The organism is Streptomyces aculeolatus (assembly GCF_020400605.1).
Taxonomy (GTDB): domain Bacteria; phylum Actinomycetota; class Actinomycetes; order Streptomycetales; family Streptomycetaceae; genus Streptomyces; species Streptomyces aculeolatus.
On the sequence record NZ_JAINRD010000014.1, the window covers coordinates 189,465 to 214,808 of the forward strand.

At 72.6% G+C, this 25,344-nt stretch carries 20 protein-coding genes and 1 tRNA gene; 4 read left to right on the forward strand and 17 right to left on the reverse strand.

Going from position 1 to position 25,344, the window contains the following annotated elements:
* Positions 1-25: 25 nt before the first annotated feature.
* The 4 genes from LG396_RS23160 to LG396_RS23175 all read right to left on the reverse strand — a co-directional run bounded on the left by LG396_RS23160 (position 26) and on the right by LG396_RS23175 (position 3,093).
* Complete coding sequence (locus LG396_RS23160) at positions 26-700, reverse strand: nitroreductase family protein (protein WP_037747475.1); 675 nt, start codon at positions 698-700, stop codon at positions 26-28.
* Between the two features lie 132 nt (positions 701-832).
* Complete coding sequence (locus LG396_RS23165) at positions 833-1,198, reverse strand: tetratricopeptide repeat protein (RefSeq protein WP_018835641.1); 366 nt, start codon at positions 1,196-1,198, stop codon at positions 833-835.
* A 96-nt stretch (positions 1,199-1,294) separates the two neighbouring features.
* The gene (coaE, locus tag LG396_RS23170) at positions 1,295-1,915 is read right to left on the reverse strand and encodes a dephospho-CoA kinase (protein WP_225796207.1); all 621 of its coding nucleotides are present in this window, start codon (positions 1,913-1,915) and stop codon (positions 1,295-1,297) included.
* A 251-nt stretch (positions 1,916-2,166) separates the two neighbouring features.
* Positions 2,167-3,093, reverse strand: coding sequence for a PAC2 family protein (locus tag LG396_RS23175; RefSeq protein ID WP_018835639.1), 927 nt, complete (start codon positions 3,091-3,093; stop codon positions 2,167-2,169).
* A gap of 294 nt (positions 3,094-3,387) precedes the next feature.
* Between LG396_RS23175 and LG396_RS23180 the strand changes: the two genes are divergently transcribed.
* A complete protein-coding gene (locus LG396_RS23180) occupies positions 3,388-4,626 on the forward strand; it encodes a type 1 periplasmic-binding domain-containing protein (protein WP_225796208.1) in 1,239 nt (412 codons plus the stop codon).
* A gap of 134 nt (positions 4,627-4,760) precedes the next feature.
* Here the strand turns inward: LG396_RS23180 and LG396_RS23185 are convergent, their stop codons facing one another.
* The 4 genes from LG396_RS23185 to rpsA all read right to left on the reverse strand — a co-directional run bounded on the left by LG396_RS23185 (position 4,761) and on the right by rpsA (position 10,916).
* Entirely contained in the window at positions 4,761-6,929 is a 2,169-nt protein-coding gene (locus LG396_RS23185) for an MMPL family transporter (RefSeq protein ID WP_225796225.1), read from the reverse strand.
* Between the two features lie 431 nt (positions 6,930-7,360).
* Positions 7,361-8,029 carry a response regulator gene (locus tag LG396_RS23190; RefSeq protein WP_018835636.1) on the reverse strand — a complete coding sequence of 223 codons (669 nt, stop codon included), beginning with the start codon at positions 8,027-8,029 and terminating at the stop codon, positions 7,361-7,363.
* On the reverse strand, positions 8,026-9,234 hold the full coding sequence (locus tag LG396_RS23195) for a sensor histidine kinase (protein ID WP_225796209.1): 1,209 nt from the start codon (positions 9,232-9,234) through the stop codon (positions 8,026-8,028). Before LG396_RS23195 ends, LG396_RS23190 begins: the two co-directional genes overlap by 4 nt.
* A 188-nt stretch (positions 9,235-9,422) precedes the next feature.
* Positions 9,423-10,916, reverse strand: a complete 1,494-nt coding sequence (rpsA, locus tag LG396_RS23200) for a 30S ribosomal protein S1 (protein ID WP_018835634.1) — start codon at positions 10,914-10,916, stop codon at positions 9,423-9,425.
* Positions 10,917-11,256: 340 nt separating this feature from the next.
* On the opposite strand from rpsA, the gene LG396_RS23205 reads away from it, so the two are divergent.
* Together LG396_RS23205 and LG396_RS23210 are read left to right on the forward strand one after the other, a co-directional pair.
* On the forward strand, positions 11,257-12,135 hold the full coding sequence (locus LG396_RS23205; RefSeq protein ID WP_225796210.1) for a class I SAM-dependent methyltransferase: 879 nt from the start codon (positions 11,257-11,259) through the stop codon (positions 12,133-12,135).
* Between the two features lie 72 nt (positions 12,136-12,207).
* Positions 12,208-14,928: an ATP-dependent RNA helicase gene (locus LG396_RS23210; protein WP_225796211.1), complete on the forward strand. Its 2,721-nt coding sequence runs from the start codon at positions 12,208-12,210 to the stop codon at positions 14,926-14,928.
* A gap of 36 nt (positions 14,929-14,964) precedes the next feature.
* On the opposite strand, the gene LG396_RS23215 is transcribed toward LG396_RS23210, so the two are convergent.
* The 3 genes from LG396_RS23215 to LG396_RS23225 form a co-directional block, all read right to left on the reverse strand.
* Positions 14,965-16,380, reverse strand: a complete 1,416-nt coding sequence (locus LG396_RS23215; RefSeq protein WP_225796226.1) for a lytic transglycosylase domain-containing protein — start codon at positions 16,378-16,380, stop codon at positions 14,965-14,967.
* Positions 16,381-16,763: 383 nt separating this feature from the next.
* The gene (locus LG396_RS23220; protein WP_225796212.1) at positions 16,764-17,552 is read right to left on the reverse strand and encodes a helix-turn-helix domain-containing protein; all 789 of its coding nucleotides are present in this window, start codon (positions 17,550-17,552) and stop codon (positions 16,764-16,766) included.
* An 89-nt stretch (positions 17,553-17,641) separates the two neighbouring features.
* Positions 17,642-17,724, reverse strand: a tRNA-Leu gene (locus LG396_RS23225).
* A 103-nt stretch (positions 17,725-17,827) separates the two neighbouring features.
* Between LG396_RS23225 and LG396_RS23230 the strand changes: the two genes are divergently transcribed.
* The gene (locus LG396_RS23230) at positions 17,828-18,502 is read left to right on the forward strand and encodes an ANTAR domain-containing response regulator (RefSeq protein WP_037750724.1); all 675 of its coding nucleotides are present in this window, start codon (positions 17,828-17,830) and stop codon (positions 18,500-18,502) included.
* Positions 18,503-18,632: 130 nt separating this feature from the next.
* Here LG396_RS23230 and LG396_RS23235 read toward each other — a convergent pair whose 3' ends face one another.
* From LG396_RS23235 to LG396_RS23260, 6 genes are all read right to left on the reverse strand, one after another.
* Positions 18,633-19,349 carry an ABC transporter ATP-binding protein gene (locus tag LG396_RS23235; RefSeq protein ID WP_027742901.1) on the reverse strand — a complete coding sequence of 239 codons (717 nt, stop codon included), beginning with the start codon at positions 19,347-19,349 and terminating at the stop codon, positions 18,633-18,635.
* Complete coding sequence (locus tag LG396_RS23240) at positions 19,346-20,254, reverse strand: ABC transporter ATP-binding protein (protein WP_018835627.1); 909 nt, start codon at positions 20,252-20,254, stop codon at positions 19,346-19,348. Before LG396_RS23240 ends, LG396_RS23235 begins: the two co-directional genes overlap by 4 nt.
* 5 nt (positions 20,255-20,259) lie before the next feature.
* The gene (locus LG396_RS23245; RefSeq protein WP_225796227.1) at positions 20,260-22,056 is read right to left on the reverse strand and encodes a branched-chain amino acid ABC transporter permease; all 1,797 of its coding nucleotides are present in this window, start codon (positions 22,054-22,056) and stop codon (positions 20,260-20,262) included.
* 5 nt (positions 22,057-22,061) lie between these two features.
* Positions 22,062-22,991 (reverse strand): branched-chain amino acid ABC transporter permease, encoded by a 930-nt coding sequence (locus LG396_RS23250; RefSeq protein WP_018835625.1) that lies wholly within the window; start codon positions 22,989-22,991, stop codon positions 22,062-22,064.
* A gap of 108 nt (positions 22,992-23,099) precedes the next feature.
* The gene (locus LG396_RS23255) at positions 23,100-24,341 is read right to left on the reverse strand and encodes a branched-chain amino acid ABC transporter substrate-binding protein (RefSeq protein WP_225796213.1); all 1,242 of its coding nucleotides are present in this window, start codon (positions 24,339-24,341) and stop codon (positions 23,100-23,102) included.
* A gap of 255 nt (positions 24,342-24,596) precedes the next feature.
* Entirely contained in the window at positions 24,597-25,220 is a 624-nt protein-coding gene (locus tag LG396_RS23260; protein ID WP_225796214.1) for a hypothetical protein, read from the reverse strand.
* Positions 25,221-25,344: the final 124 nt, after the last annotated feature.

The following is a 25,344-nucleotide window of genomic DNA, read 5'->3' on the forward strand; positions in this document are numbered from 1 at the left end:
GGCCACGGGCCCCGCGCCCGGCCTCTCAGAGCCGGACCAGCACGTCGTCCAGCTCCTTGCGCCGGATGTCCGGCACCCGCGCCCCCTCTGCCGGGTAGCCGACCGGGATCACGTACGCCGCCCGCTCCTCCGGCGGCCGCTCGCACACCTCGCCGAGGAACCGCATCGGGCTCGGCGTGTGCGTCAGCGTCGCGAGCCCCGCCTGGTGCAGCGACGCGAGCAGGAAGCCGACGGCGATGCCGACCGACTCCTTCGTGTAGTACGGGCGCGGGCTCTGCGGCCCCTTGTGCACCTCGAAGACGACGATCACCGCGGGCGCCGCCTCCAGGAACGGCTTGTGCCAGTCCGTACCCAGCGGCGCCAGCGCCGCCAGCCACTCCGGCGAGGCCCGGCGCGCGTAGAACTCCCGCTCCGCCTGCTCCGCCGCCTCCCGCAGCCGCCGCTTGCGGTCCGGGTCGGTGACGACGACGAAGCGCCACGGCTGCACGTTGGCGCCGCTGGGCGCGGTGGCGGCGGTGCGGACCGCCCACTCCAGGACGCCGTCCGGGATCGGGCGCGGCGAGAAGTCGCGTACGGTGCGGCGGCGCGTCATCGCGTCGTGGAAGACGCGGCTGCGCACCGGCGCGTCCGACGCCGGCACGCCGAGCGGCTCGTACGGGACGGTGGGATACGGGGCCGGATGGGGCTGCGAGGTCGTCATCAGGCCAGCAGAACACGCCGGACGGACTTGGACTAGACCTGGTACGGCCGGAAGGCCAGCGCCCGCCGCCCGCCTGCCCGTCCCCGTCCGTCCGTCGTCCGTACGTCCGTAGGCGGCGTGCCCGCCGCCCCGCTACTCCTCGAAGCCCGCCGCGTCCACGAAGTCCGGCCGCGGGTCCAGCGCCGCCGCCAGCCGGAAGTGCCGCCGCACCTCGTCCGGGTCGCCCCCGGCCCGCTCCAGCGTGCGGGCCAGCGCGAAGTGCGCGTAGGCGTTGTCCGGCTCCCGGTCGACGACCGTGCGGAAATCGGCCTCCGCCGCGCCGAGGCGGGCGCTCATGAAGTACGCGCGGGCGCGCAGCAGCCGCGGCGAGACCTTCTCGGGATGGGCCTCGACCAGCGGGTCGAGCAGTTGGACCGCGCCCCGCGGATCGCGGGCGGCGAGCAACTGCTCGGCCGCCCGGTAGTCGACGACGTCGGTCTCCGGGCTGCGCTCGGCCACGGCGGACTCCTTCCTCGTCCTCTCCGTCCTCCCTCTGACGTCTTCCGCCTTGCTCACCGGGAGACCGCGGGGAGACGAATCACCTTCAACACGGGATCATGCCCCGGTGTTCCGCCCCCTGACCCCCTTGCGTGCCACCAGTTCCTCCCAGAGCTTGCGCACCCGCTCCGCCAGCTCCGCCTGCGTACCGTCGTTGTCCACGACGATGTCGGCGATCGCCAGCCGCTGCTCGCGCGTGGCCTGCGCCGCCATCCGGGCGCGTGCCTCGTCCTCGGCCATGCCGCGCAGCCGTACCAGCCGGTCGAGCTGGGTGGCGGGCGCCGCGTCGACGACCACGACGACGTCGTACAGCCCGGCCAGGTCGTTCTCGGCCAGCAGCGGCACGTCGTTCACGACGACCGCGTCCGGGCCCGCCGCCTCCTGCAGCGCGGCGGAGCGGTCGCGGACCAGGGGGTGGACGATGGCGTTCAGCACCCGGAGCCGGTCGGCGTCGGCGAAGACGATGCCGCCGAGCTTCGCCCGGTCCAGGCTTCCGTCCGCGGCGAGCACGCCGTCGCCGAACTCCGCGACGACCGCGGCCAGCCCCGGGGTGCCGGGCTCCACCACCTCGCGGGCGATCCGGTCGGAGTCGACGATCACCGCCCCGTACGAGGCCAGCAGCCGCGACACCGCGCTCTTGCCGGCGCCGATCCCGCCGGTCAGTCCCACCGTCAGCATGGGTCAACCTTAGGGTCTGTCGTTTGGATCTTCGCCGGGCTCGCGGCGCCTGGCACCGCACCTCGCCGCGTTGTCGTCGGTCAACGACGCTCCGCGTCGCCTCCCTCCTCCGCCTTGCGATGCACGGCACCAGCCGCCGCTCCCTGATCCGGCAAGATCCAAACGACAGACCCTGGGCCGCGTACGCAAGGGCGGCGGAGGCCGGAGCGCACCGTCCGCGCTCCGGTCCCCGCCGCCGCACGGTCCGCGTCTCAGTCGCCCTCCTCGCGCTCCGCGAGGAACTGCTCGAAGGCGCTGCCCAGCTCGTCCGCAGAGGGCAGTTCCGCGGGCTCGGCCATCAGGTTCTCCCGGTCGTCGCCGCCGGCCAGCGCGTCGTACTGGTGCTCAAGCCCGCGGACCATGCCGACCAGTTCCTCGTCGCCCTCGTCGACCTGGCGCTCGATCTCGTTCTGCACCTTGAGCGCCTCCGAGCGCAGCGCGTGCGCCACCCCCGGCAGGACGAGGCCCGTCGCGGAGGTGATCGACTCCAGGACGGTCAGCGCGGCGTCCGGGTACGGGGTGCGGGCCAGGTAGTGCGGCACGTGCGCCGCGACGCCGAGGACGTCGTGCCCGGCCTCGCCGAGCCGGTACTCCAGCAGCGCGTCGGCGCTGCCGGGCACCTGGGCCTCGTCGAAGACGCCGCGGTGGCCCGGCACCAGGTCAATGCGGTTGCCGTGCGGCGTGAGGCCCACCGGGCGGGTGTGCGGCACACCCATGGGGACGCCGTGGAAGTTGACCGCCAGGCGCACGTTCAGCCGCTCCACGATCTCGCGGACGGCCTCGGCGAAGCGCTCCCACTCCACGTCGGGCTCGGGGCCCGTCATCAGCAGGAACGGGCTGGCCGTGGCGTCGCGGACGAGGTGGAGTTCGAGGGTGGGGACCTCGTACGCGGCCCAGTGGTCGCGGCGGAAGGTCATCAGGGGCCGGCGCGCGCGGTAGTCGACGAGCCGGTCGTGGTCGAAGCGCGCGACGACCTCGTGCGGCAGGTCGTCGAGCAGCCGCTCGTTGATCTGGGCGCCGGTCTCGCCGGCGTCCATGAAGCCTTCGAGGTGGTAGAGCAGGGTCAGCCCCGCCGAGTCGTGCTCCAGCACCGCGTCGACGGCCGCGAGCCCGCTGGGGTCCCATTCGTACATGCTCATGAGGGTGTAACACCCCGCGTGCCCGCGGTGATTCCCGGTGACGCGGACCGAATTGCGGGCGCGGCCGCCGCACCGCCCGTACACCAGGTCAGCCGGGCCGCCGGCCCCGGAATCCGGCCGGACCGGCTGGCTGGATCATGACGTACGGCGGCGGAACCTCGCCGCGGCGTATAGCGTCCTTCTTCGCAGAAGGAGGGGGTCGTCGTGCCTGAGGAGGGGCCGGGAGGAGAAGTCCCGGGCGGGCGCGGTGGGTTGCGGGAGCCGCTGAGGCCCCGCCGAGGGGGGCGGCGCCGCGTGTCGCGCTCCCTCACGCTCGCCGCCATCGGTGCCTGCGTCATCGTGATCGCGAGCATCGTCGTGTCCGCATGGCCCGGCGGCGCCGGGCTGAGACCGCCGGGGGCGCCGTCACCCGACGCCACCACGGCCGCCGCCTTCACGGGCGTGTACCGCATAGGAGCCCTCGGGGACGCCGACCCGGGCGGCGGCCGGGACACCGTCCTGACCCGGAGCGTGACCCGGGCGCTCGCCGACCACGGCAGCGGCAACGGCGGCGGCAACGGCGGCGTGGCGACGCCGCCGCTGGGCGTCTCGGACCTCACCGCCCACAAGGAGTCCACCGAGCCCGCGAACCGCAGCCTGATAGCCCGCTGGGTGGAGAGGGAGCCGGGCCTGACCGGGGTCGTCGGCGGCGACCCCGCCCTCAACCTGCCGGAGAGCGGCCTGACGTCCTTCCGCCTCCCCGTCGTACGCGCCTGCCGCCACGACGGCGCCGGCACCGGTCCCGAGGCGCGCTACGCCGACACCAACGAGCTGCGCTCCTCCGCGTCCACCGCCGACATGGGCGTCGTCCTGGCCCGCCACCTCGCCGCCACCCCGGGGGTCCGCAAGGTCTACGTCCGCGGCGACACCGCCGCCGACCCCACCCGGGCGCTCGTCGACCGGCTGCGCGCGGACGGCGTCGAGGTCCGCGCCGACGACGCCGGGCAGCTCGCCGACGGCATCGGCCGGTTCGGGCCGGACGCGGTGTTCCTGGAGGGCGGGGCGCGGAACCTGGCGGAGTGGCTGGAGGAGGTCGAGGACAGCGGGTTCGACGGCGTGAAGGCGCTGTGGGATCCGACCGCGCCGACGTGCACCGGCCGCAACCCCGCCGCCGACGCCGGCTTCTCCGTACCGGACGGCTGGCTGACCGTCCGCGGCCACTACGACGTCCGCCTGGACCCCGACGCCGACCGCCGCGCCGCCGTCCGCGAGGCCCTCGGCGCGGAGCTGGCCACCCGCCCGTACGCCGTCGAGACCTACGACGCGGCCCGGGCGATGCTCTCCGCCTGGGACACCGTCTCGGCGGAGGAGCGCAACAGCAACGAGCCGGACCTGGCGCGCGCCGCGCTGGCCGAGGCGCTTCCGACGGTGCAGGTGCGGGGGACGCTGGGCGGCTGGTGGAAGGAGCTGTCGCAGGCCGAGGAGCACCCGGTGGTGTGGCTCGACCGCCGGGAGGAGGGCCGGTGGCGGCAGCAGGCGGAGAAGCGCCGCTGACACGCGGGCCGTAAGGGCGGGACCCGGGTCGTACGGACGTGCCGCCCCCTTCGTACGGAAAGGCCCGCCCGTACGCCCTGGCCGTGGCCAGGGCGTACGGGCGGGCCGCCGCGCGTCCGCCGTCCGCAGCCGTCCTACGGGACCCCGGCGCCCCGCTGCCCGGACGGCTCCCGTGCCTCGTCTCCCGCGACGCCCCCGGTGCCTTCGGCCCTCTGCGGCCCCTCGGGGCGCTCCAGCGCCACCTTCGGCAGCCTCCTGGCCAGCGGGCCGGGCAGCCACCAGGCGTGCCGGCCGAGCAACTGCATCACCGCGGGCACGACCAGGCAGCGGATCACCAGGGCGTCCAGCAGGATCGCCACCGCGAGACCGAGCCCGAACTGCTGGAGCATCCGGTCCGGGCTGAGTATGAACGCCGCGAACACCACGATCATGATCAGCGCCGCGGCCGTGATCACCTGCCCGGTGACGGCCAGGCCCTCGCGTACCGAGTGCGCGGCGTTCTTCGTACGCTCCCACTCCTCGTGCATCCGGGAGACGAGGAAGACCTCGTAGTCCATGGAGAGCCCGAACACGATGGCGAAGATCATCACGGGGATGAACGCCTCGATCGGCCCCTGCTCCACGCCGAACCAGCCCTCCTGGAACACCAGCGTGATCACGCCGAGCGCGGCGCCGATGGACAGCAGGTTCAGCACCGCCGCCTTGAGCGGGATCCACAGCGAGCGGAACACCAGCATCAGCAGCAGCGTCGACAGGCCGACGACGAGCGCGACGAACAGCGGCATCCGGTCGGCGACCGTGTCGGAGAAGTCCTGCGCACCGGCGGTGGCGCCGCCGACCAGGTACTCCGCGTCCGTCTGCGCCGCCAGCGGCGGCAGCACGTCGTCCCGCAGGTCGTGCACGAGGTCGGCGGTCGCCGCGTCCTGCGGCGCCGACTCGGGGAAGACGATGACGGTGGCGACCTCGCCGTCCTCGGACGGCAGCGGCGGGCTCGTCGCGGCCACGCCGTCGGTCCGCGCGATCTGCGCCTGCGCCTGCTCCCCCGCCTCGGCCGCACCGGTGGCGCCGCCGCCCTGTGCGACGACGAAGAGCGGGCCGTTGAAGCCGGGCCCGAAGCCCTCGGCAAGCAGGTCGTACGCCTTCCTGCTGGTGGTGGAGGTCTGGTCGTTCCCGGCGTCGGCGAAGCCGAGCCGCATCCCGAGCGCGGGTGCCGACAGGGCCAGCAGGGCGACCAGGGCGGCGACCAGCGCGGGCAGCGGACGGCGCTGCACGGCCGTCGCCAGGGCGCGCCAGCGGCGGCCCTCGACCTTGCCCTTGGCCGCGGCCTTCTCGGCGTGCTTGAGGACGTGGCGCTGGATGCGCCGGCCGAGGACGGCGAGCAGCGCGGGCAGCAGCACCAGCGACGCGGCCATGGTGACCAGCACGGTCAGCGCCACCGCGAGGGCCACGCCCTGCAGCGCGCCGAGGCCGAGGGCGACCAGGCCGAGGAGGGCGATGATGACGGTGCAGCCGGCGAAGAAGACCGTGCGCCCGGCGGCGTCGAGCGCGATCCGCGCGGCGCTGTCGCGGTCGGCGCCGCGGACCAGCTCGTGGCGGTAGCGGTAGAAGATGAGCAGCGCGTAGTCGACGCCCACGCCGAGGCCGACGAGCATCATGATCGGCGGGGTGAAGTCGGCGACGGTGAAGACGTGCCCGGCCAGGGTGATCAGGCCGACGGCGGTGCCGACCGCGAACAGCGCGGTGACCAGCGGCACGGCGGCGGCCACCAGCGAGCCGAAGAGCAGCACGAGGATCACCAGCGCGGCGAGCATGCCCGCGCCCTCGGCGGCCCCGCCGCCGCCCTCCTCTGCGCCGCGCACGGCGTCGCCGCCCAGCTCGACCTGGAGCGCGTCGGTCTGCGCGTCCTGCGCGGTGTCGATGATCTCCTTGACGTCGGCCTTGGGGACGAGTTCCGCCTTGTCGTCCAGGGTGACGGTGGCGTACGCGATGTCGCCCTTCTCGGACACCGCGGCCCCGCCGTCGGCGTACGGGCTGCGCACGTCCACGACGCTCGGCAGCCCGCGCACCTGCTCCAGCACCCGCTCGACGTCCTGCTCGGTGCCCGCGGCGCGCATCCCCCGCTCGTCCTTGAACACGATCTCCACGCTGTCGCCGGCCTGCGCGGAGCCGTGCTCCTCCAGCAGGTCGGTGGCGGCCTGGGAGTCGGTGCCGGGGAGGGAGAAGTCGTTGCGCCAGTCGCCGCCGACGGCCTGGGAGGTCGCGGTGACGCCGAGGAGGACGGCGATCCAGAGCAGGACCGCCATTCTGCGGCGGCGGCGTGACCAGTCGGCGAGACGGGCGAAGAGCCCGGGGCGGACGTCGGGGGCGGGGGGCGGAGCTGCGGGGTTTGCGGACATGACGCCAGCTTGGTGGGCGGAGCCGGGTGCACACATCGGCCCGGTGCAGGCAACGGCCGTACCCCACGGGTTGCGTCCGCGGCCGCCCCGTACTACCCGGGTTGCGTCCGCTCCCCCGGGCCCTGCCCGATCCCCTAGGGGGAGCCCCTACGGCCGCGCGGCGGCGCCGGGCAGGGCGCTGATGCGGAGGGCGGGCGGGGCCGGCGGGGAGCTTGGCGGGCGGGCTCGGCGGCGGGGTCCGCGGGGGCGGCTCGCTGTCGGTGGGGCGGCCTACCCTTGGGCGGGTGCGTGGGGGGTGTGGGCGGGCCGTGCCGAACAGCGCTGTGCGGGACGGGGGTTCAGGGGCCCAGCCAGCCCGGCTGGACCATCCCCGACTCGTACGCCAGCACCACCAGCTGCGCCCGGTCCCGTACGCCCAGCTTCGTCATGATCCGGCTCACGTGCGTCTTCGCCGTCGCCGGGCTCAGCACCAGCCGCGCCGCGATCTCGTCGTTCGTCAGCCCCGCCGCCACCAGTTGCATCACCTCGGCCTCCCGCTCCGTCAGCGCGTTCAGCCGCGGGCTCGGCTCCGGAGCCTTCACCCGGCCGGCGAACTCGGCGATCAGCCGCCGCGTCACCGAGGGGCTGATCAGCGCGTCGCCGCGCGCCGCCACCCGCACCGCGTGGATCAGCTCCTCCGGCTCGGTGTCCTTGACCAGGAACCCGGCGGCGCCGGCGCGCAGCGCCCCGTAGACGTAGTCGTCGAGGTCGAACGTGGTCAGGATGACGACCCTGACGTCCGCCAGCCGCTCGTCCGCGGCGATCCGCCGGGCGGCCTCCAGGCCGTCGGTGTCCGGCATCCGGATGTCCATCAGTACGACGTCGGGGCGCAGTTCGCGGCACGCGGCCACCGCCGCGGCGCCGTCGCTCGCCTCCCCGACCACGTCGAGGTCGTCCTCGTCCTCCAGGATCGAGCGGAAGCCGGCGCGCACCAGCTTCTGGTCGTCCGCGAGCAGAATCCTGATCATGCCTGCGCGTGCTCCGTTCCGTAGGGCAGCCTGGCGGTGACGGCGAAGCCGCCGCCACCCGGCCGCGGCCCCGCGGCCAGCTCCCCGCCGACCGCCCGCGCCCGCTCCCGCATTCCGCCGATGCCGGTGCCGCCACCGACCGCGCCGGTCCCGGTGCCTCCTGGTCCGCTCCCGGCTCCGTCCCCGGTACGGACGTCGGCGGCCGCGCCCCGTCCGTCGTCCTCCACCGCCAGCCGCAGCTCGCGCTCACCGTAGTCCAGCCGTACGGTCACGGACGTGGCCCCCCGCGCATGCCGCGCGACGTTGGTCAGCGACTCCTGGACGACCCGGTACACGATCAGGTCCAGCTCCGCCGGCAGCGACCGCTCCGCACCCTCGACGAGAGTCTGCACCCGCAGCCCCGCGGTGTCCGCCGCCCGCTCGGTCAGCTCGCCCAGGCGCGCCAGCCCGGGCGCGGGCGCCGTCGGCGCCTCGTCGTCGACCTGCCGCAGCACCCCCAGCGTGGTGCGCAGCTCGCGCAGCGTCTCGCGGCTGGTCTCCTTGATGGTCGCCAGCGCGTCGGCGGCGGCCGGGTCGGGGGCGTCGCTCTTCTTCAGCCGGTGCAGCGCCGCGCCCGACTGGACGTTGATCAGCGAGATGTTGTGCCCGATGACGTCGTGCAACTCGCGTGCGATACGCAGCCGTTCCTCGGTCGCGCGCCGGCGCGCCTCGCCTTCGACGTGCGCCCGCCGCCCGTGCCACATCGCGCCCAGCGCCAGCACGGCGACGATCCAGCCGGTCAGCATGAACAGCGCGACGCCGTTGACGTCGTCGTTGCCCGACAGCGTCCCCGCGGTGGTGCCGGCGACGACGAGCGCGCCCAGCGCCGCCGCCGCGCGCAGCCGCCCCGCGGCGGCCACGCCGTACAGCGCGATGACGAGCACGAGGAACACGGGTCCGTCGTACGCGCTGCTCACGTAGTAGACGCCGACGAGCGGGATGACGAACCCGGCCACGGCTACCGGATGGCGGCGGGCGAAGTACAGCGCCCCGGACGCCAGCACGATCAGCGCCCAGCCCACGGCCGTCGTCGTCCACGACTCCTTGCGCTCGCCGACGAACGCCTGCACCGTGCCCAGCGCCACGAGCGTGCCCGTCCCGGCCGCGAGGGCGGTGTCCGCCGCGCGGCCCTGGGGCAGGCGGAGCTGGCGTACGGGCAGGGGCATGACCCCAGCGTACGTGCCCAGGGCGCACGCCCCGGAACGAAGGCCCGCGGGCCCGCACGCCCCGCCGGAGGCCGCGTACGGGCAGGAGACCGCGTACGGGCACACAGGCGGAAGCCCGCCGCCCCCGGAGGGACGACGGGCTTCCGTCTGTCGTGCTGCGTCCGACTGCTACGCCTTCCGGCCCGCGGTCAGCTCTGGCCGCCGGCCAGCTTCTCGCGGAGCGCCGCCAGCGCCTCGTCCGAGGCCAGCGCGCCGGAGTCGTCGGCACCCTCGGAGGAGTACGAACCGCCGCCGGACGGAGCCGGCGCCGAGTCGCCCGCTTCGGCCGCCGCCTGGGCGTCGGCCTCGCGGGACTTGACGACCTGCGCCTGGTGCTGCTCGAAGCGGGTGTGGGCCTCGGCGTACTGGCCCTCCCACTCCTCGCGCTGCTTCTCGTACCCGTCGAGCCACTCGTTGGTCTCCGGGTCGAAGCCCTCGGGGTAGATGTAATTCCCCTGGTCGTCGTACGAGGCGGCCATGCCGTAGAGCGTCGGGTCGAAGTCGACGGCCATCGGGTCGGGACCGAAGGTCTCGTTCGCCTGCTTCAGCGAGAGGCTGATGCGGCGACGCTCCAGGTCGATGTCGATGACCTTGACGAAGATCTCGTCGCCGACCTGGACGACCTGCTCCGGGATCTCCACGTGGCGCTCGGCCAGCTCGGAGATGTGGACCAGGCCCTCGATGCCCTCGTCGACGCGGACGAACGCGCCGAACGGCACCAGCTTCGTGACCTTGCCGGGCACGACCTGACCGATCTGGTGCGTGCGCGCGAACTGCTGCCACGGGTCTTCCTGGGTCGCCTTCAGGGACAGCGAGACGCGCTCGCGGTCCATGTCGACGTCCAGGACCTCGACCGTGACCTCCTGGCCGACCTCGACGACCTCGGAGGGGTGGTCGATGTGCTTCCAGGACAGCTCGGACACGTGCACCAGGCCGTCCACGCCGCCCAGGTCCACGAAGGCGCCGAAGTTGACGATCGAGGAGACAACACCCGATCGCACCTGGCCCTTCTGGAGGGTGGTGAGGAAGGTCTGCCGGACCTCGGACTGGGTCTGCTCGAGCCAGGCACGGCGGGACAGAACCACGTTGTTCCGGTTCTTGTCCAGCTCGATGATCTTGGCTTCGAGCTCCTTGCCGACATAGGGCTGCAGGTCGCGCACGCGGCGCATCTCGACCAGCGATGCGGGCAGGAAGCCCCGCAGGCCGATGTCGAGGATGAGACCGCCCTTGACGACCTCGATGACGGTACCGGTGACGATGCCGTCCTCTTCCTTGATCTTCTCGATGGTGCCCCACGCACGCTCGTACTGCGCGCGCTTCTTCGAGAGGATCAGCCGGCCTTCCTTGTCCTCCTTCTGAAGAACAAGGGCCTCGATCTCGTCGCCGACGGCGACGACCTCGTTCGGGTCGACGTCGTGCTTGATCGAGAGTTCCCGGGAAGGGATGACACCCTCGGTCTTGTAGCCGATGTCGAGCAGGACCTCGTCCCGGTCGACCTTCACGATGACGCCGTCGACGATGTCGCCGTCGTTGAAGTACTTGATCGTCTCGTCGATCGCGGCGAGGAAGGCTTCCTCGGAACCGATGTCGTTGACCGCGACCTGCGTCGTGGCGGCCGCGGTGTTCTCGGTGCTGCTCGTCATGTGGGATTGGGCTCCGGTACGGGCAAGTTGAGTCGTCGTCACTCCACGCCGAGAGCCCTGTGATCGCACCGCCGAAGCCGGACAGCCTAAGAGGCGCTTTCCCAACCCCCCAGGGGGAGTCCGGCAGCGCCTCGTGAACCGAGGGGACATACAACAGATGCGAGCGCGGCCTGCTCCGTCCGAGGCACGCAGGCCCGCAGCGCAACTTGTAGCATACGGGGGCAGCCGGGCATGGTCAATGCGCGAAGAGTGCACCTGGGGCATGCCGCCTCATACCCGGCAGTAGTGGCGCTCCGTCACTCTCGCGCGTGGCAGGAAGGTACTACGACAGGTCCGGCCGATGGTCCACGAGTACGAAAACGGTGCCGATGGTGCCGATGGGGCTGCTGATGCGGATGTTCCGGCAGAGGCTACCCGACGCCCCGTCCCCGCGCGGGAAACCCGCCTCGCGAGCCGTGGCTGGTGGGACCGCAACGCCGACGACTACCAGCGCGAACACGGCGGCTTCCTCGGCGGCGCCGACGGCGCCCGATTCATCTGGGGCCCCGAGGGCCTCGACGAGGCCGAGGCGCGGCTGCTCGGACCGGCCGGTTCACTGACGGGGCGCGCGGTACTGGAGGTGGGCGCGGGCGCGGCGCAGTGCTCCCGCTGGCTCGCGGAGCAGGGGGCGCTGCCCGTAGCACTGGACCTCTCGCACCGGCAGTTGCAGCACGCGCGCCGCCTGGCCCTCGACGCCTCCGGCGCCGCCGCGCCGTTCCCGCTGCTCCAGGCCGACGCGGCGGCGCTGCCGTTCCGCGACGGGTCGTTCGACCTCGCCTGCTCCGCGTACGGCGCCGTGCCCTTCGTCGCCTCCCCGGTCGCGGTGATGCGGGAGGTCCGGCGGGTGCTGCGGCCCGGCGGGCGGTGGGTCTTCTCCGTCACCCACCCCGTGCGCTGGGCCTTCCCCGACGAACCCGGCCCCGAGGGGCTGTCGGTCGCCGGGTCCTACTTCGACCGCACCCCGTACGTCGAGCAGGACGAGGACGGCAGCGCACTGTACGTCGAACACCACCGCACGCTCGGCGACCGCGTCCGCGACGTCGTGGACGGCGGCTTCCGGCTGCTCGACCTGGTGGAGCCGGAGTGGCCGCAGTGGCACGACCAGGAATGGGGCGGCTGGTCGCCGCTGCGCGGGCACCTCATCCCCGGCACGGCGATCTTCGTCTGCGAAGCGGCCTGAGCGACCCCCGCCCGCCTGTTCAAGCGGCAGGCGCGCGCCGCCGGGAGCCCGGGCCGTAGCACACTGGCGTTCGTGGCCCTCCGCTCCGACGCACTCGACGCCCTGCCCGTACGCCACGCGCTGCCCGCCCTGCGCGCCGCCCTCGACGGCCCCGACGCTCCCGGCGCCGCCGTACTCGGCGCACCGCCCGGCACCGGCAAGACCACCCTCGTGCCGCTGGCCCTCGCCGGACTCCTCCCCGGCGCCGAAGCCGCCCCCCGCCGGGTACTCGTCGCCGAACCCCGCCGCATGGCGGCGCGGGCCGCCGCCCGCCGCATGGCGTGGCTGCTCGGCGAGGAGACCGGTGACCGGGTCGGCTTCACCGTCCGCGGCGAACGCCGCGCCGGACCCCGCACCCGGGTCGAGGTCGTCACCACCGGCGTCCTCCTCCAACGCCTCCAGCGCGACCCCGAGTTGGCCGGCGTGGACGCCGTTCTCCTCGACGAGTGCCACGAACGGCACCTCGACGCCGACACCGCACTCGCCTTCCTCGTCGACGTACGCGCCGCCCTCCGCCCCGAACTGCGGCTCATCGCCGCCTCCGCCACCTCCGACACCGCCGCCTGGGCGCACCTCCTCACCGGACCCGACGACTCCGCCCCCGCCGCCGTCGTACGCGGCGAAGGCACCATGCACCCCGTGGCGATCGGCTACCGCCCCCCGCCCGCCGGCACCCGCCCCGCGCACGGCACCCGGGTCGACCCGGCGCTGCTGGCCCACATCGCCGACGTCGTACGCGAAGCGCTGCGCCGGCCGGACGGCGACATCCTGTGCTTCCTTCCCGGCGTCGGCGAGATCGCCCGGGTCGCCGGACTGCTGGGCGGCGTACCCGCAGAAGTGCTCCAACTGCACGGACAGGCCCCCGCCGACGTGCAGAACGCCGTGCTGCGCGGAAGCGCCCCCGGCGAGCGGCGCGTGATCCTCTCGACCGCGGTGGCCGAGTCCAGCCTCACCGTGCCCGGCGTACGGATCGTCGTCGACGGCGGACTCGCCCGCGAACCGCGCATGGACCACGCCCGCGGCCTCGGAGCGCTCACGACCGTACGGGTGTCCGCCGCCACCGCCACGCAGCGACTGGGCCGCGCCGGGCGCGAAGGGCCCGGGCTCGCGCTGCGCTGCTGGGCGGAGGCCGAGGACGGCCGGCTGCCGCGCTACCCGTCGCCCGAGATCGCCGTCGCCGACCTCGCCGCCTTCGCCCTCCAAGCCGCCTGCTGGGGCGACCCCGACGCCACCGGGCTCGCCCTGCTCGACGCCCCGCCGCCCGGCGCCATGGCCGCCGCCCGCGACGTGCTGCGGGCGGTCGGCGCCGTGGACACCGCCGGCCGCCCGACACCCCGCGGCACCCGCCTCGCCGGCCTCGGCCTCCACCCCCGGCTCGGCCGCGCCCTGCTCGACGCCGCCGCCGAAGCCGGCCCCCGGGCCGCCGCGGAGGCCGTGGCGCTGCTCAGTGAGGAACCGCCGCGCCCGTACGGCGACGACCTCGCCGCCGCCTGGCGCCGCGCCCGCCGCGGCGGCGACGCCTACGCCGCCCGCTGGCGCCGCGAAGCCCAGCGCCTGCGGCGCGCCCTCGGCACACCGGCGGGCGAGCCCGCGAAAGCCGGGACCGGAGACGCGGCACGCGAACCGGACCCGCGGACCGCCACCCCGGCCACCGGGCAACCCGGCGCCCCGCCCGCGGCAGCCGCCGAACCCGCCGACCGCACCGGGACCGGCACCGTCCCCGCCGACGCGACCGGACGCACCCCCGAGGCCCGCTCCCCCGCCCGGGACGGCCGCGGCCCGCTCGGCGACGACGCCGTCGCCGGCCTCGTCGCCGCCCTCGCCTTCCCCGAACGCGTCGCCCGCGGACGCGGCGACGGGTCCTACCTCATGGCATCGGGAACCCGCGTCGAAACCGGCGGCGAATCCGCCCTGCGCGGCCAGGCATGGCTCGCCGTCGCCGTCGCCGACCGGCCCGTCGGCGCCGCCGGCGCCCGGCTGCGGCTCGGCGCCCCCCTCGACGAGGACACCGCCCTGCGCGCCGCGGAAACACTCCTCGGCACCGAGGACGAAGTCACCTGGTCCACCGAGCGCCGCGAAACCGTCGCCCGCCGCGTCACCCGCCTCGGCGCCGTCGAACTCCGCGCCCGGCCACTCCCCCGCCCCGACCCCGCCCGCCTGCACGCCGCCCGCCTCGACGGACTGCGCCGCGAAGGCACCGCCCTGCTGCGCTGGACCGACGCCGCCCGCGCGCTACGGCGCCGGCTCGCTTTCCTGCACCATGCACTCGGCGACCCCTGGCCCGACGTCCGCGACGACGCACTCCTCGCCCGCGCCGACGACTGGCTGGACGACGAACCCCGCCGCACCGACGCCGCCCGCGTACTCCACGGGCTCCTCCCCTGGGCCCGCGGCGAAGCCGCCCGGCTCGACGAACTCGCCCCGGAACGCATCGAGGTGCCCAGCGGCTCCCGCATCCGCGTCGACTACGACGACCCGCAGCAACCCGTGCTCGCCGTCAAACTCCAGGAACTCTTCGGCCTCGACAGCACACCGCGGATCGCGGACGGCCGCGTACCGCTCCTGGTGCACCTGCTCTCACCCGCCGGCCGCCCCGCCGCCGTCACCGCCGACCTGGCCTCCTTCTGGCGACAGGGCTACCCCGCGGTCCGCGCCGAACTGCGCGGCCGCTACCCGAAGCACCCCTGGCCCGAGGACCCGGCCACCGCCGCGCCCACCCGGCACACCACGCGCCGCACGAACGCCGGCCGCTGACCGGGAGCCCCGGACACCACGCGCCCCGCCGCCCGGCTACTCGACGGTCAGCTCCAGCGTCAACGTCACGCCCTCGCTCGTGGTCAGCAGCAGCAGGAACTTCCCCGTCTCGTCGCCCGCCTGGATCGTCGGCAGCTTCACCGTGCCGTCCGCGTCCGTCGTCAGGTTCAGCTTGCGGACCGGGTTGCCCTCCGCGTCCTTGAAGTACGGGCCCTTGTCGTTCTGCTCGCCCGCCTCCGTGACCATCGCCGCCGTCACCGGCGCCTCCGCGGCAGGGCCGCCCCGGTACGTCACCTTGGCCTCGACGGCACCGAACTCGCCGCCCGCCGCCGCCTTGAGCGCCTCGTCACCGACACGCGCCAGCCCGTACGACGCCTCCACCTCGGCGGCGAAGTCCACCGGGCTCACGCCGCCGCCCGTCGTGGCACGGATCGTGAAGTCCCCGGCCAGCTGACCGGCCTTGACCACCGGCGCCGTCGCGTAACCGGAGCTGTTGGTCGTGACCGACGCGGTCTTCCCGCCGCCGGCGAAGACCGCACCGGTCTGGCCGCTGATCGTGAACGTGACCGTCTTCCCGGACACGCCCGCGCCGCGCGAGGTCACGCCCCGCACCTTCGGGCGCTCCGCGAAGTCGGCACCGGTGTACGCGGTGCTGGACTGCGCACTCGCCACCCGCAGGTCCGAGATGGTCGGCGCCGGCTCCTCGGGGTCGTCGTCGCCGCCCCCGCCGGAGGGGGGCGGATCGCTGGGACCGGGACTGGGCGAGCCGCCGCCGTTGCCCTCGCCGTCGTCGTTGCCCTCGTCCTTGCCGCCGCCCTTGCCCGGCTTGTCGCTCTCCGAAGGGCTCGGCGACGGACTCGGCGTGTTGATGCCGTCGCTCCGGTCGCCCGGGTCGGCACCCGAGCCGTCGGGCACCGGGTCGGCGCCGCCCTCCTTGTAGAAGTCGTACCAGGTCAGGACCGTGCGGAGATACGACTGCGACTGGTTGTACCCGAGGATGGCGGCTTCCAGGTCGGCCTGCGAGGACAGGTCCCGCCCGCCCGCGCACAGATACCGCCCGGCGGACAGCGCCGCGTCGTAGACGTTGTCCGGATTGCGCTCACCGTCGTCGTTGCCGTCGCTGCCCCAGGTGGCCCACGTCGAGGGGATGAACTGCATCGGGCCGACGGCCCGGTCGTGGCTGGTGTCCCCGTCGTACTCGCCGCCGTCGGTGTCCGTGATGTTGGCGAAGCCGTTGCCGTTCAGCACGGGGCCGAGGATGGGGTTCCGCGTCGTGCCGTCCGCGGTCACGTCACCGCCGCGGGCATGCCCCGACTCCACCCGGCCTATGGCCGCCAGCAGCTCCCACTCCAGGTTGCACCCGGGGTTGCTGCGCGCGAGCCGGCTCTCGGCCTGCTTGTACGCGTCGAGGACCGTCGCCGGAATCCCGGACTCGTCGGCCTCGTCCTCCAACTCGTCACCCGGAGAGGGGTTGGCGCTCTCCAGCGGCGGCAGGTCCGTGTAATAAGGAGAGCCACCCGTGATCGAGTCCTCCCCGCCCCCCGGCGCCTGGTCAGGGGCGCTCTTCCCGGGAGCCTCGGGCCCGGCCGCGAGACCCGGCGCCTGTGAGGCCGACAGCGCCGCCATCGCGGCGGCAGCCACAGCCGCGGTCATCGCACCCTTGCGCAGTCGTCGTCGCGTCGGCGCAGACATCGCCTACCCGTCCCCTCCGTAGGTCTGCAGGCTCCCCCGCACAGCAATGCTCGCGACCATACGTCAAGTTGATGCCGCGTTCTACCGCCTGTGGATGAACGGTGACGGCACCCGGACATCCCCCGGAATCCGGAGTCCCGGAGTCAGTATTTCGGCCCGACGTGGACATCCATGAGCGCGACGGACGCCCGCCTGGCGACGGAGATGTTGAACGGATCGGAGCCGCGGGCAAGGGCCGACCACTCGACGCCGACGCGATCGAGGGCGTCGGTGAACAGCCTGCGGATGTCGTCGGACTTGTTGCTGAAGAAGTAGCGCGGATACTCGTAGCGCTTGCGCCGGCCGGCGACGAGACGAGTGGTCCAGTTCGTGATCCGGCACCCGTCTGAGTGGATGAGCCCGCGGATGAAGGGCCAGGGGTGCCGGTCGAGGATCTCCTGCTGCCACGGCTCCACAGCGATCCGCCGCTCGTGCTTCTTTCCCGCGCCGTGCTGGGGGAACAGGCACGGCAGGTGAAGGGAGTACACCTTCACGTTGTGGCAGCCCGTCCGGGAGACCAGGCAGACCCTGTTGTGCGGGAAGACCGCGTTCATCGCACGGCGGCAGTCGCGCATCAGCCCGGGCCAGGCGTCGGCACAGGTGATCATGAGGCTGGGCACCCGGTGTCCGGAGTACCGGACGATGTGGCCGTCGCCCAGGTAGAGGCCCAGGAGGTAGGAGTAGGCCGTGTCGTTCAGGGGGCGGCCGTCGCACCGCGGGCACGGCCGCTCCGGCACACCGGGCAACGTCCCCCGTGCGGCCCGGTCCCGGTGGAGCCAGTAGCCGACGGTCCCTGCGGGGACGCCCAGGCGTCTGGCGACGTCGGCGTTCCGGGCCCCGTTGTGCAGCATGGCAAGTGCCTGATCGCGGATATCCGCACCGTGCGTGTTCATGGAACAACTGTGCGCGACCCGGAGTGTGAACACACTGCCCGGCCGCCGGAATTCACGAGAAGGGTGCGCTCCGCTTGAGCGAGGGAGAGTGCCCGGTGTGGGATTCGAACCCACATGCCCGAAGGCACGGCTGTTTGAGAGCCGCGTGTCTCACCAGTTCCACCAACCGGGCCCGCTCTGCGCGGTCCCACCCTACCGCGTACTCACCTCCCCCCGCGGGGTCGGTACTCTCGTGGATGCCCCTTCCGCAGCCAGGCAATACCCCGAGGAGCACCGTGAGCGCCCCCGAGACCCCCGAAACCCCGGAGGACATCGCCGCCGTAAGTGCCGGTGGCGACGAACACGTGCCGCCGCAGACCACCCGGGTCGTCATCGCCGAGGACGAGGCCCTCATCCGGCTCGATCTGAAGGAGATGCTGGAGGAGGAGGGGTACACCGTCGTCGGGGAGGCCGGGGACGGGGAGACCGCGGTGCGGTTGGCTCGGGAGCATCACCCGGATCTGGTGATCCTCGATGTGAAGATGCCCGTGCTCGACGGCATCTCCGCCGCCGAGCAGATCGCCGCCGACTCCATCGCCCCGGTGCTGATGCTCACCGCGTTCTCCCAGCGCGAGCTGGTCGAGCGGGCGCGGGACGCGGGGGCCATGGCGTATCTGGTGAAGCCGTTCAGCAAGGGTGACGTGGTCCCGGCCATCGAGATGGCCGTGTCGCGTTACACGGAGCTGAAGACGCTGGAGAAGGAGGTCGTCGACCTCACCCAGCGGCTGGAGACGCGCAAGCTGGTGGACCGGGCGAAGAGCATCCTGCAGACCGAGTACGGGCTGTCGGAGCCGGCGGCGTTCCGGTGGATCCAGAAGACGTCGATGGACCGCCGGCTGTCGATGCAGCAGGTGGCCGAGGCCGTGATCGAGGACGACGCGGAGAAGAAGGGCAAGAAGAAGCAGGGTTAGTCCGCGGGGCCGGCAGGGCGGCATCCGTTCGGCGGTTGCCTGCCGCGCCCGCGCCGCGCCCGCGTCGCACGTGAGAGCGGCCCGTGCCCCCCTCCCCGGGGCGCGGGCCGCTCTGTGTGTGCGGTGGGTTTCAGTCTTCGCCGAGGTATGCCTTGCGCACGGACTCGTCGTGCAGCAGTTCCTCGCCGGTGCCCGACAGGACGACCTTGCCGACCTCCATCACGTGGCCGTGGTCGGCGATGGAGAGTGCGGCCTGGGCGTTCTGCTCGACGAGCAGGATGGTGGTGCCCTGGGACTTCAGCTCCCGGATCGTCTCCATGATCTTCTGCATCATGATCGGCGAGAGGCCCATGGAGGGTTCGTCGAGCATGAGCAGCTTGGGCCGGGACATCAGTGCCCTGCCCATGGCGAGCATCTGCTGCTCGCCGCCGGAGAGGGTGCCCGCGGCCTGCTTGCGCCGTTCCCCGAGGATGGGGAACAGCTCGTAGCACATGGTGATGTCCTGCTCGATGCCCGCCGAGTCCTTCCGGAGGAAGGCGCCGAGTTGGAGGTTCTCGGTGATGGTGAGGCGGGGGAAGAGCCGGCGGCCTTCCGGGGAGTGGGCGAGGCCCATGGCGACGATCTTGTGGGCGCCGACGCCGTTGAGCGGCGTGCCGTCGAAGAAGATCTTGCCGCCGGAGGGCTTCAGCAGTCCGGACAGGGTGCGCAGGGTCGTCGTCTTGCCGGCGCCGTTGGTGCCGATGAGCGTGACGACCTCGCCGCTCTGGACGCTGAACGAGATGCCCTTGACGGCCTCGATCTTGCCGTAGGCGACCTTCAGGTCTTCGACCTGCAGTAGCGCGGTCACGCGTCGCCCTCCTTGCTCGTCTTGGGGGTGCTGCCGCTCCCGGTGTTCTTGGCGAGCGCGTCCTCGGCCGCGGTGACCTCGGCGACGGCCTCGTCCTCGGGGACGCCCTCGAAGGGGGTGCCGAGGTACGCGGCGACGACGCGGTCGTCGCTCTGGACGACGTCGGGGGTGCCCTCGACCAGTTTTTCGCCCTGGACGAGGACGGCGACGCGGTCGCAGAGTCCGAAGATGAACCGCATGTCGTGCTCGATGACGAGTACCGAGATGCCCTGTTCGCGGATCGCGAAGACCAGCTCGCGGGTGGCCCGGGTCTCCTGCGGGTTCATGCCCGCGGTGGGCTCGTCGAGGAGCAGCAGTCCGGGTTCGCTCGCCAGTGCCCGGGCGATTTCCAGCTTGCGCTGTTCGCCGTAGGGGAGGTTGCGGGCGAGGTGGTCGCGCTTGGCGGCCAGCCCGGTGAACTCCAGCAGCTCCATGGCGCGTGCTTCGGACGTCCGCTCCGCCTTTTTGAAGCCGGGGCCGCGCAGGAGCGCGGACCACAGCCCTTCGCGGGTGCGGGTGTGCCGGCCGACGAGGACGTTTTCCAGGACCGTCATGTTGGCGAAGAGACGGATGTTCTGGAAGGTACGGGCGATGCCCGCCTCGGTGACGCGGTGGGAGCGGTGCGGCAGGACCGTGCCCTTGTAGCGGACCGTGCCCTCGGTGGGGATGTAGAGCCCGGTCATGCAGTTGAAGAAGGTGGTCTTGCCGGCGCCGTTGGGGCCGATGAGTCCGACGATCTCGCCCTGGTCGACGGTGAGGTCGACGTTGCGTACGGCGGTGAGGCCGCCGAAGCGCATGGTGACGCCGCGGGCGTCCAGGACGGTTCCGCCGCCCTGTCCCTTGGCGGGGATGGTGTCGCTGGCCATCGGTGTCACACCCCCACCTTCTTGCTGAGGTCGGTATCTTCCTTGGGCACGTCGAGCTGGCCGGTGTCGTGGAACTCGAGCTGCTTGCGCCGGTCGGCGATGAGGCCTTCGGGGCGGAAGCGCATGAGCAGGACCAGCGCCACGCCGAAGAGCAGCAGCTGGTACTCCTGGACGAACTGCAGCTTGGCGGGGATCAGGTAGAGCAGCGACGCGCCGATGAGCGGGCCGCTGACGGTGCCCATGCCGCCGAGGATGACGGCGGCCAGCAGGAACGCGGAGTTCGGCGGCACGGCTTCGACGAACTTGTACTGCGTGGGCGTGACGGTGTACGTCACGTGCGCCTGTACGGTGCCCGCCATGCCGGCCAGGGTGGCGCCGAGCGCGAACGCGAGGAGCTTGAGCCGGAAGGCGTTGATGCCCATGGCCCGTGCGGCGGTCTCGTCCTCGCGGATGGCGACCCAGGCGCGGCCGATGCGCGACTGGTCCGCGCGCCGGAAGATCGTCACGATCACGACGGTGAACAGCAGCATGAGCAGGAAGTAGTTGGAGAACCTGCCCAGCTCCTGGCCGAGGATGGTGTGTTCCTCGCCGAGGTTGAAGCCGAGGATTTCCAGCTCGGGGATGTTCGGGATGCCGTTGGGCCCGTTGGTGATGTCGGGCCCGGAGTCGCCGTCGAGGTTCTGGACGCCGATGCGGAAGATCTCGCCGAACCCGAGGGTGACGATGGCGAGGTAGTCGCCGCGCAGCCGCAGTGTCGGGGCGCCGATGAGGACGCCGAAGACGAGCGACGCGGCGGCGCCGGTGAGCACGGCGGCCCAGAACGGGAAGGTGACCCCGATGCTGGAGGTGGGTGCGCCGGAGACGAGGGCCGCGGTGTACGCGCCGACGCCGAGGAAGGCGACGTAGCCGAGGTCGAGCAGGCCCGCCAGGCCGACGACGACGTTGAGGCCGAGCGCCACGGTGGCGAAGATGAGGATGTTGGTGCCGATGCTGGCGTAGGCGTCGTTGCTCTGGGTGAACGGGAAGGCGAACGCGGCGACGAAGGCCGCGGTCACGGTCACGTTCCGGTGCTTGGCGGTGAGCTGGCCCAGTTGCCGGGTGAGGCCCGCGCGGCCCACGGCGGGGAACGCGAAGGAGACGAGCACCATGTAGCCGATGAAGAGTTCGGCGTAGTCGGTGTCGATTCCGAACGTGAAGATGTACAGGCCGAGGGCGAAGGCGGCGGAGATGATGACGATCTCCACCCAGCCGGGCATGTCGCGCAGACGTCCGGGGACGGGTGCCTTCAGCGAGTGGACCAGTTGTGCCCAGGGGTTGGCCGGCGGCTTCTCGGGGTCCACGGGGACGTCGGCCGGCAGTCCGAGGGCGCCGATGACGGTGATCAGGGCCATGACGACGGCGATGTAGCCGCCGGGGTCGACGTTGATCAGGCCGCCGAGGTTCTTGATGATGGCGCCGACGGTGTAGCCGGTGACGCCGAGGGTGCCGAGTGCGAGCAGCCGTACCGCGCTGTTGGGGCCGCCGGGGGTGAGCCAGCGCAGTCCGCGCAGGCCGCTGCCGGAGAGCAGGAACAGCAGGGTGAGCAGGGCGCCGGTGAGCGTCAGGAGCTGCAGTCCGCCGGGGTATCCGTAGACGGTGAGGTTGCCCGGGAACTCCTCCGTGTAGGTCCACGAGAGGAAGGTCGAGACGAAGGTGCCGGCGGCGCCGACGAGGGCGACGAGCCGGGCGGGGCCCGGGGGCAGGGGCAGCACGCCGCCCGCGGGGGCGGTTTCGGGTGCGGTGTTCTTCTCCAGGGTGTTCATCGCTATCACGCCCGATCCGAGACGCGTTCGCCCAGCAGGCCCTGGGGCCGCAAGAGCAGTACGAGAATGAGCAGGACGAACGCCCAGACGTCCTTCCACGCACCGCCGCCGAGCTGCTCCATGCCGGGGATGTCGGCGATGTAGGCGGTGGCCATGGCCTCGGAGAGCCCGAGGACCACTCCGCCGATCATGGCGCCGTAGATGTTGCCGATGCCGCCGAGGACGGCGGCGGTGAAGGCCTTGAGGCCGGCGATGAAGCCCATCTTGAAGTTGACCTCGCCGTAGCGCAGGCCGTGGGCGATGGCCGCGATGGCGGCGAAGGCGGCGCCGATGGCGAAGGCCATGACGATGATGCGGTCGGTGTTGATGCCCATGAGCTTGGCCGTGTCCGGGTCCTGCGACGTGGCCTGCATGGCGCGGCCGGTGCGGGTCTTGGAGACGAAGAAGCCGAGGGCGATCATGCACACGGGGGCGGCGATGAGCAGGTAGAGCTCGCCGCGTTCGATGGTGAACGCGCCGAAGTCGAGGCGCGGGCCGGAGAACTCGGGGAACGGCCGCGACTTCGTGGCCTCGGGGTACCAGGCCCAGATGGCCTGCTGCAGCGCGATGGACAGGCCGATCGCGGTGATGAGGGGGGCGAGGCGGGGTGCGCCGCGCAGGGGACGGTAGGCGAAGCGCTCGGCGCCGACGCCGACGAGCACGGAGCAGATGACGGCCATGAGGATCATCAGCGGCAGGGCGACGAGCAGGCTGGTGCCGTTGGGCATCCACAACCACATCGTCAGGGCGCCGAAGCCGCCGATCATGAATATCTCGCCGTGGGCGAAGTTGATGAGCTGAACAATGCCGTACACCATCGTGTAGCCGATGGCTATGAGCCCGTACAAGGCGCCGAGTAGCAGGCCGTTGGCAAGTTGCTGCGGCAGATCGTTCACCGCTGGGCCTCCGAGTGGGTGTCAGATATGGCCGCGCGGGGGGCGCTGTGTGCGCCCCCCGCGCCGCTTGCGGTCTTTGTGATCAGTGGGCGGTGGTGGTCGCCCCGGTCAGCCTTCGAACTCGCCGCTGGTCAGCGGCACGTGCTCGCCGTCCTTGACCTGGTACAGCGACAGCTGCTTGTTGGTGGTGTCGCCGAACTCGTCGAAGCCGACCTTGCCGGTCACGCCCTCGAAGGAAACGTCGTTCATGGCCTCGGTGATGGCCTTGCGGGCCTCGTCCGCGTCACCGGGCAGTTCGCCGTCGTTCTCGTCGACGACGGCCTTCACGGCCTGGATGATGGCCCAGGTGGAGTCGTAGGAGTAGCCGCCGTACGCCTCGTAGGCGTCCTCGTAGCCGGCTGCCTCGTAGTTCTTGATGAACTCCTTGGCGGTGTCCAGGGTGGTCAGCGGGGCGCCGACGGAGCTGGCCATGTCGCCTTCGGCGTTCTCCTTGGCGAGGGCCACGTACTCGGCGCTGAACAGGGCGTCGCCGCCGACGGTCGGGATCTTGGCCCCGGCCTTCTTGACCTGGGCGGCCAGCGGGGCGCCGGCCGGGTACTCGCCGCCGTAGTAGACGAAGTCGGCGCCGGAGTTCTTGACCTTCGTGGCGATGGCCGCGAAGTCCTTGTCGTCGGGGTTGACGTGGTCGGTCCCGACGACCTTGCCGCCGAGGTTCTCGAACTCGTCGGCGAAGGTGCCGGCGAGGCCGGCGCCGTAGGTCTTCTTGTCGTCGATGACGAAGACCTTCTTCAGCTTCTTCTCGTTGTAGAGGTACTGCGCCGCGTACGGGCCCTGGATGGCGTCGGTGGTGGACACGCGGAAGTACGTGTCGAACGGGCGCGTCTTCTCGCCGTCCTGCCACTCCTCGCCCTGGGTCAGGGAGGGGTTGGTGTTGGCGGGCGAGACCTGGACCATGTCGGCGTCGGCGAAGACCTTCTGCATGGACTGGCCGACGTCGGAGTTGAGCGGGCCGACGACGCCCATGACGTCCTCGTTGCCGACGAGCTTGGTGGCGTTCTGCTGGCCCTGCTGGGCCTGCGCCACGTCGTCGAGGGGCTCGAGCTCGAACGTGACGCCCTTGACCTCCTCGTTCTCGTTGGCCGTCTTCACGGCGAGCTCGGCGGAGTTCTGGATGCCGATGCCCAGGGCCGAGAGGTCACCTGTCAGCGGGGCGTCGAGGCCGATAACGACGGTCGTTCCGTCGCCACCGCCCCCGTCTTCGCTGTCGTCGTCGCGGGAACCGCAAGCAGACAGCGTGAGAGCCCCTGCGGTGACCGCAGTGGTGAGTATGAGCAAGGAACGGTGACGCACGATCAGTCCTTTCCCCTGGCGCGGCCTCGACTGCGCAGAGTGGGCCGGTGCACGCGGCAGGCGTCGGAAGGTGACCTGCTGCGCGGTGACTGGGCGTGACTCTAAGCCGCCCCGGGTCGAGGGGGCAGAGGTGCAGGCAATGCTGTGACTCTCTTGTTATGACCCTTACAGCCACCTTCCGCGTCGGCGGGCGCGGTCTGTGCCGGATCCGCGGAGTCCGGACGCCCGAACGGGCGCGAAGCCGCTGCTGGTGTCCTATGCGCCGGGGGCGGCCCGGGGGGCGGGTTCGCATATCGTACGCAGCGCCCGGGACAGTTCGGCGGCGTAGGTGCCGCCGAGGATGGAGCTGTAGTCCTGTATTGCGCGCGTGTTACGCAGCGTTACGCGCAGCGAGGGCAGGCGGGCGTCCAGGGGGAGGCCGGCGCACCGGACGACCTCGAACCTGACGGTGACCCGGGTGGGTTGGTTCTCGGGGAGTTCGAGCGGGAGTGCGGGCCGGACGGACAGCTTCAGGCCGCTGTAGCCCTGGGTGATCTTCTCGAGGGAGGCGTCGCTGTCCGAGGTGGCCATGAGCTGCGCGGCAAAAGCGGTATCGCCCGGTTTGGGGGTCTCTATCCCGAGAAAGGAGAAGTCGGTCGTCTGGATCGGGTACGGCACGAGCGCGGCCGGTTCCGGCTCCGGCCGTGTGGCCAGGGCGTATACGCCGAGAACGGCCAGCACCGCGAGGCCGGCGACGGCGCCGACGAGCCGGCGGGAACGGGACGGCAGCGCCGTCCAGCGCTCGCCGAGGCGCGGTCCCGCGGAGCCGCCGCCGAGGACCTCCGCGGGCGGGCCCTGCTCCGGCTCGGGGCCCGGCTCCGGCCGGGTGGGCGCGCTCATGGCGGACAGGGTAAGGGCGTACGCGCCCGGGCGCAGCGGGCTGTGCACACCCGCGTCCGACTACCGAACGTACGCACGGGCGGCGGGGGGGGGGGGGGGGGCCCCCCCCCCCCCCCCCCCGGGG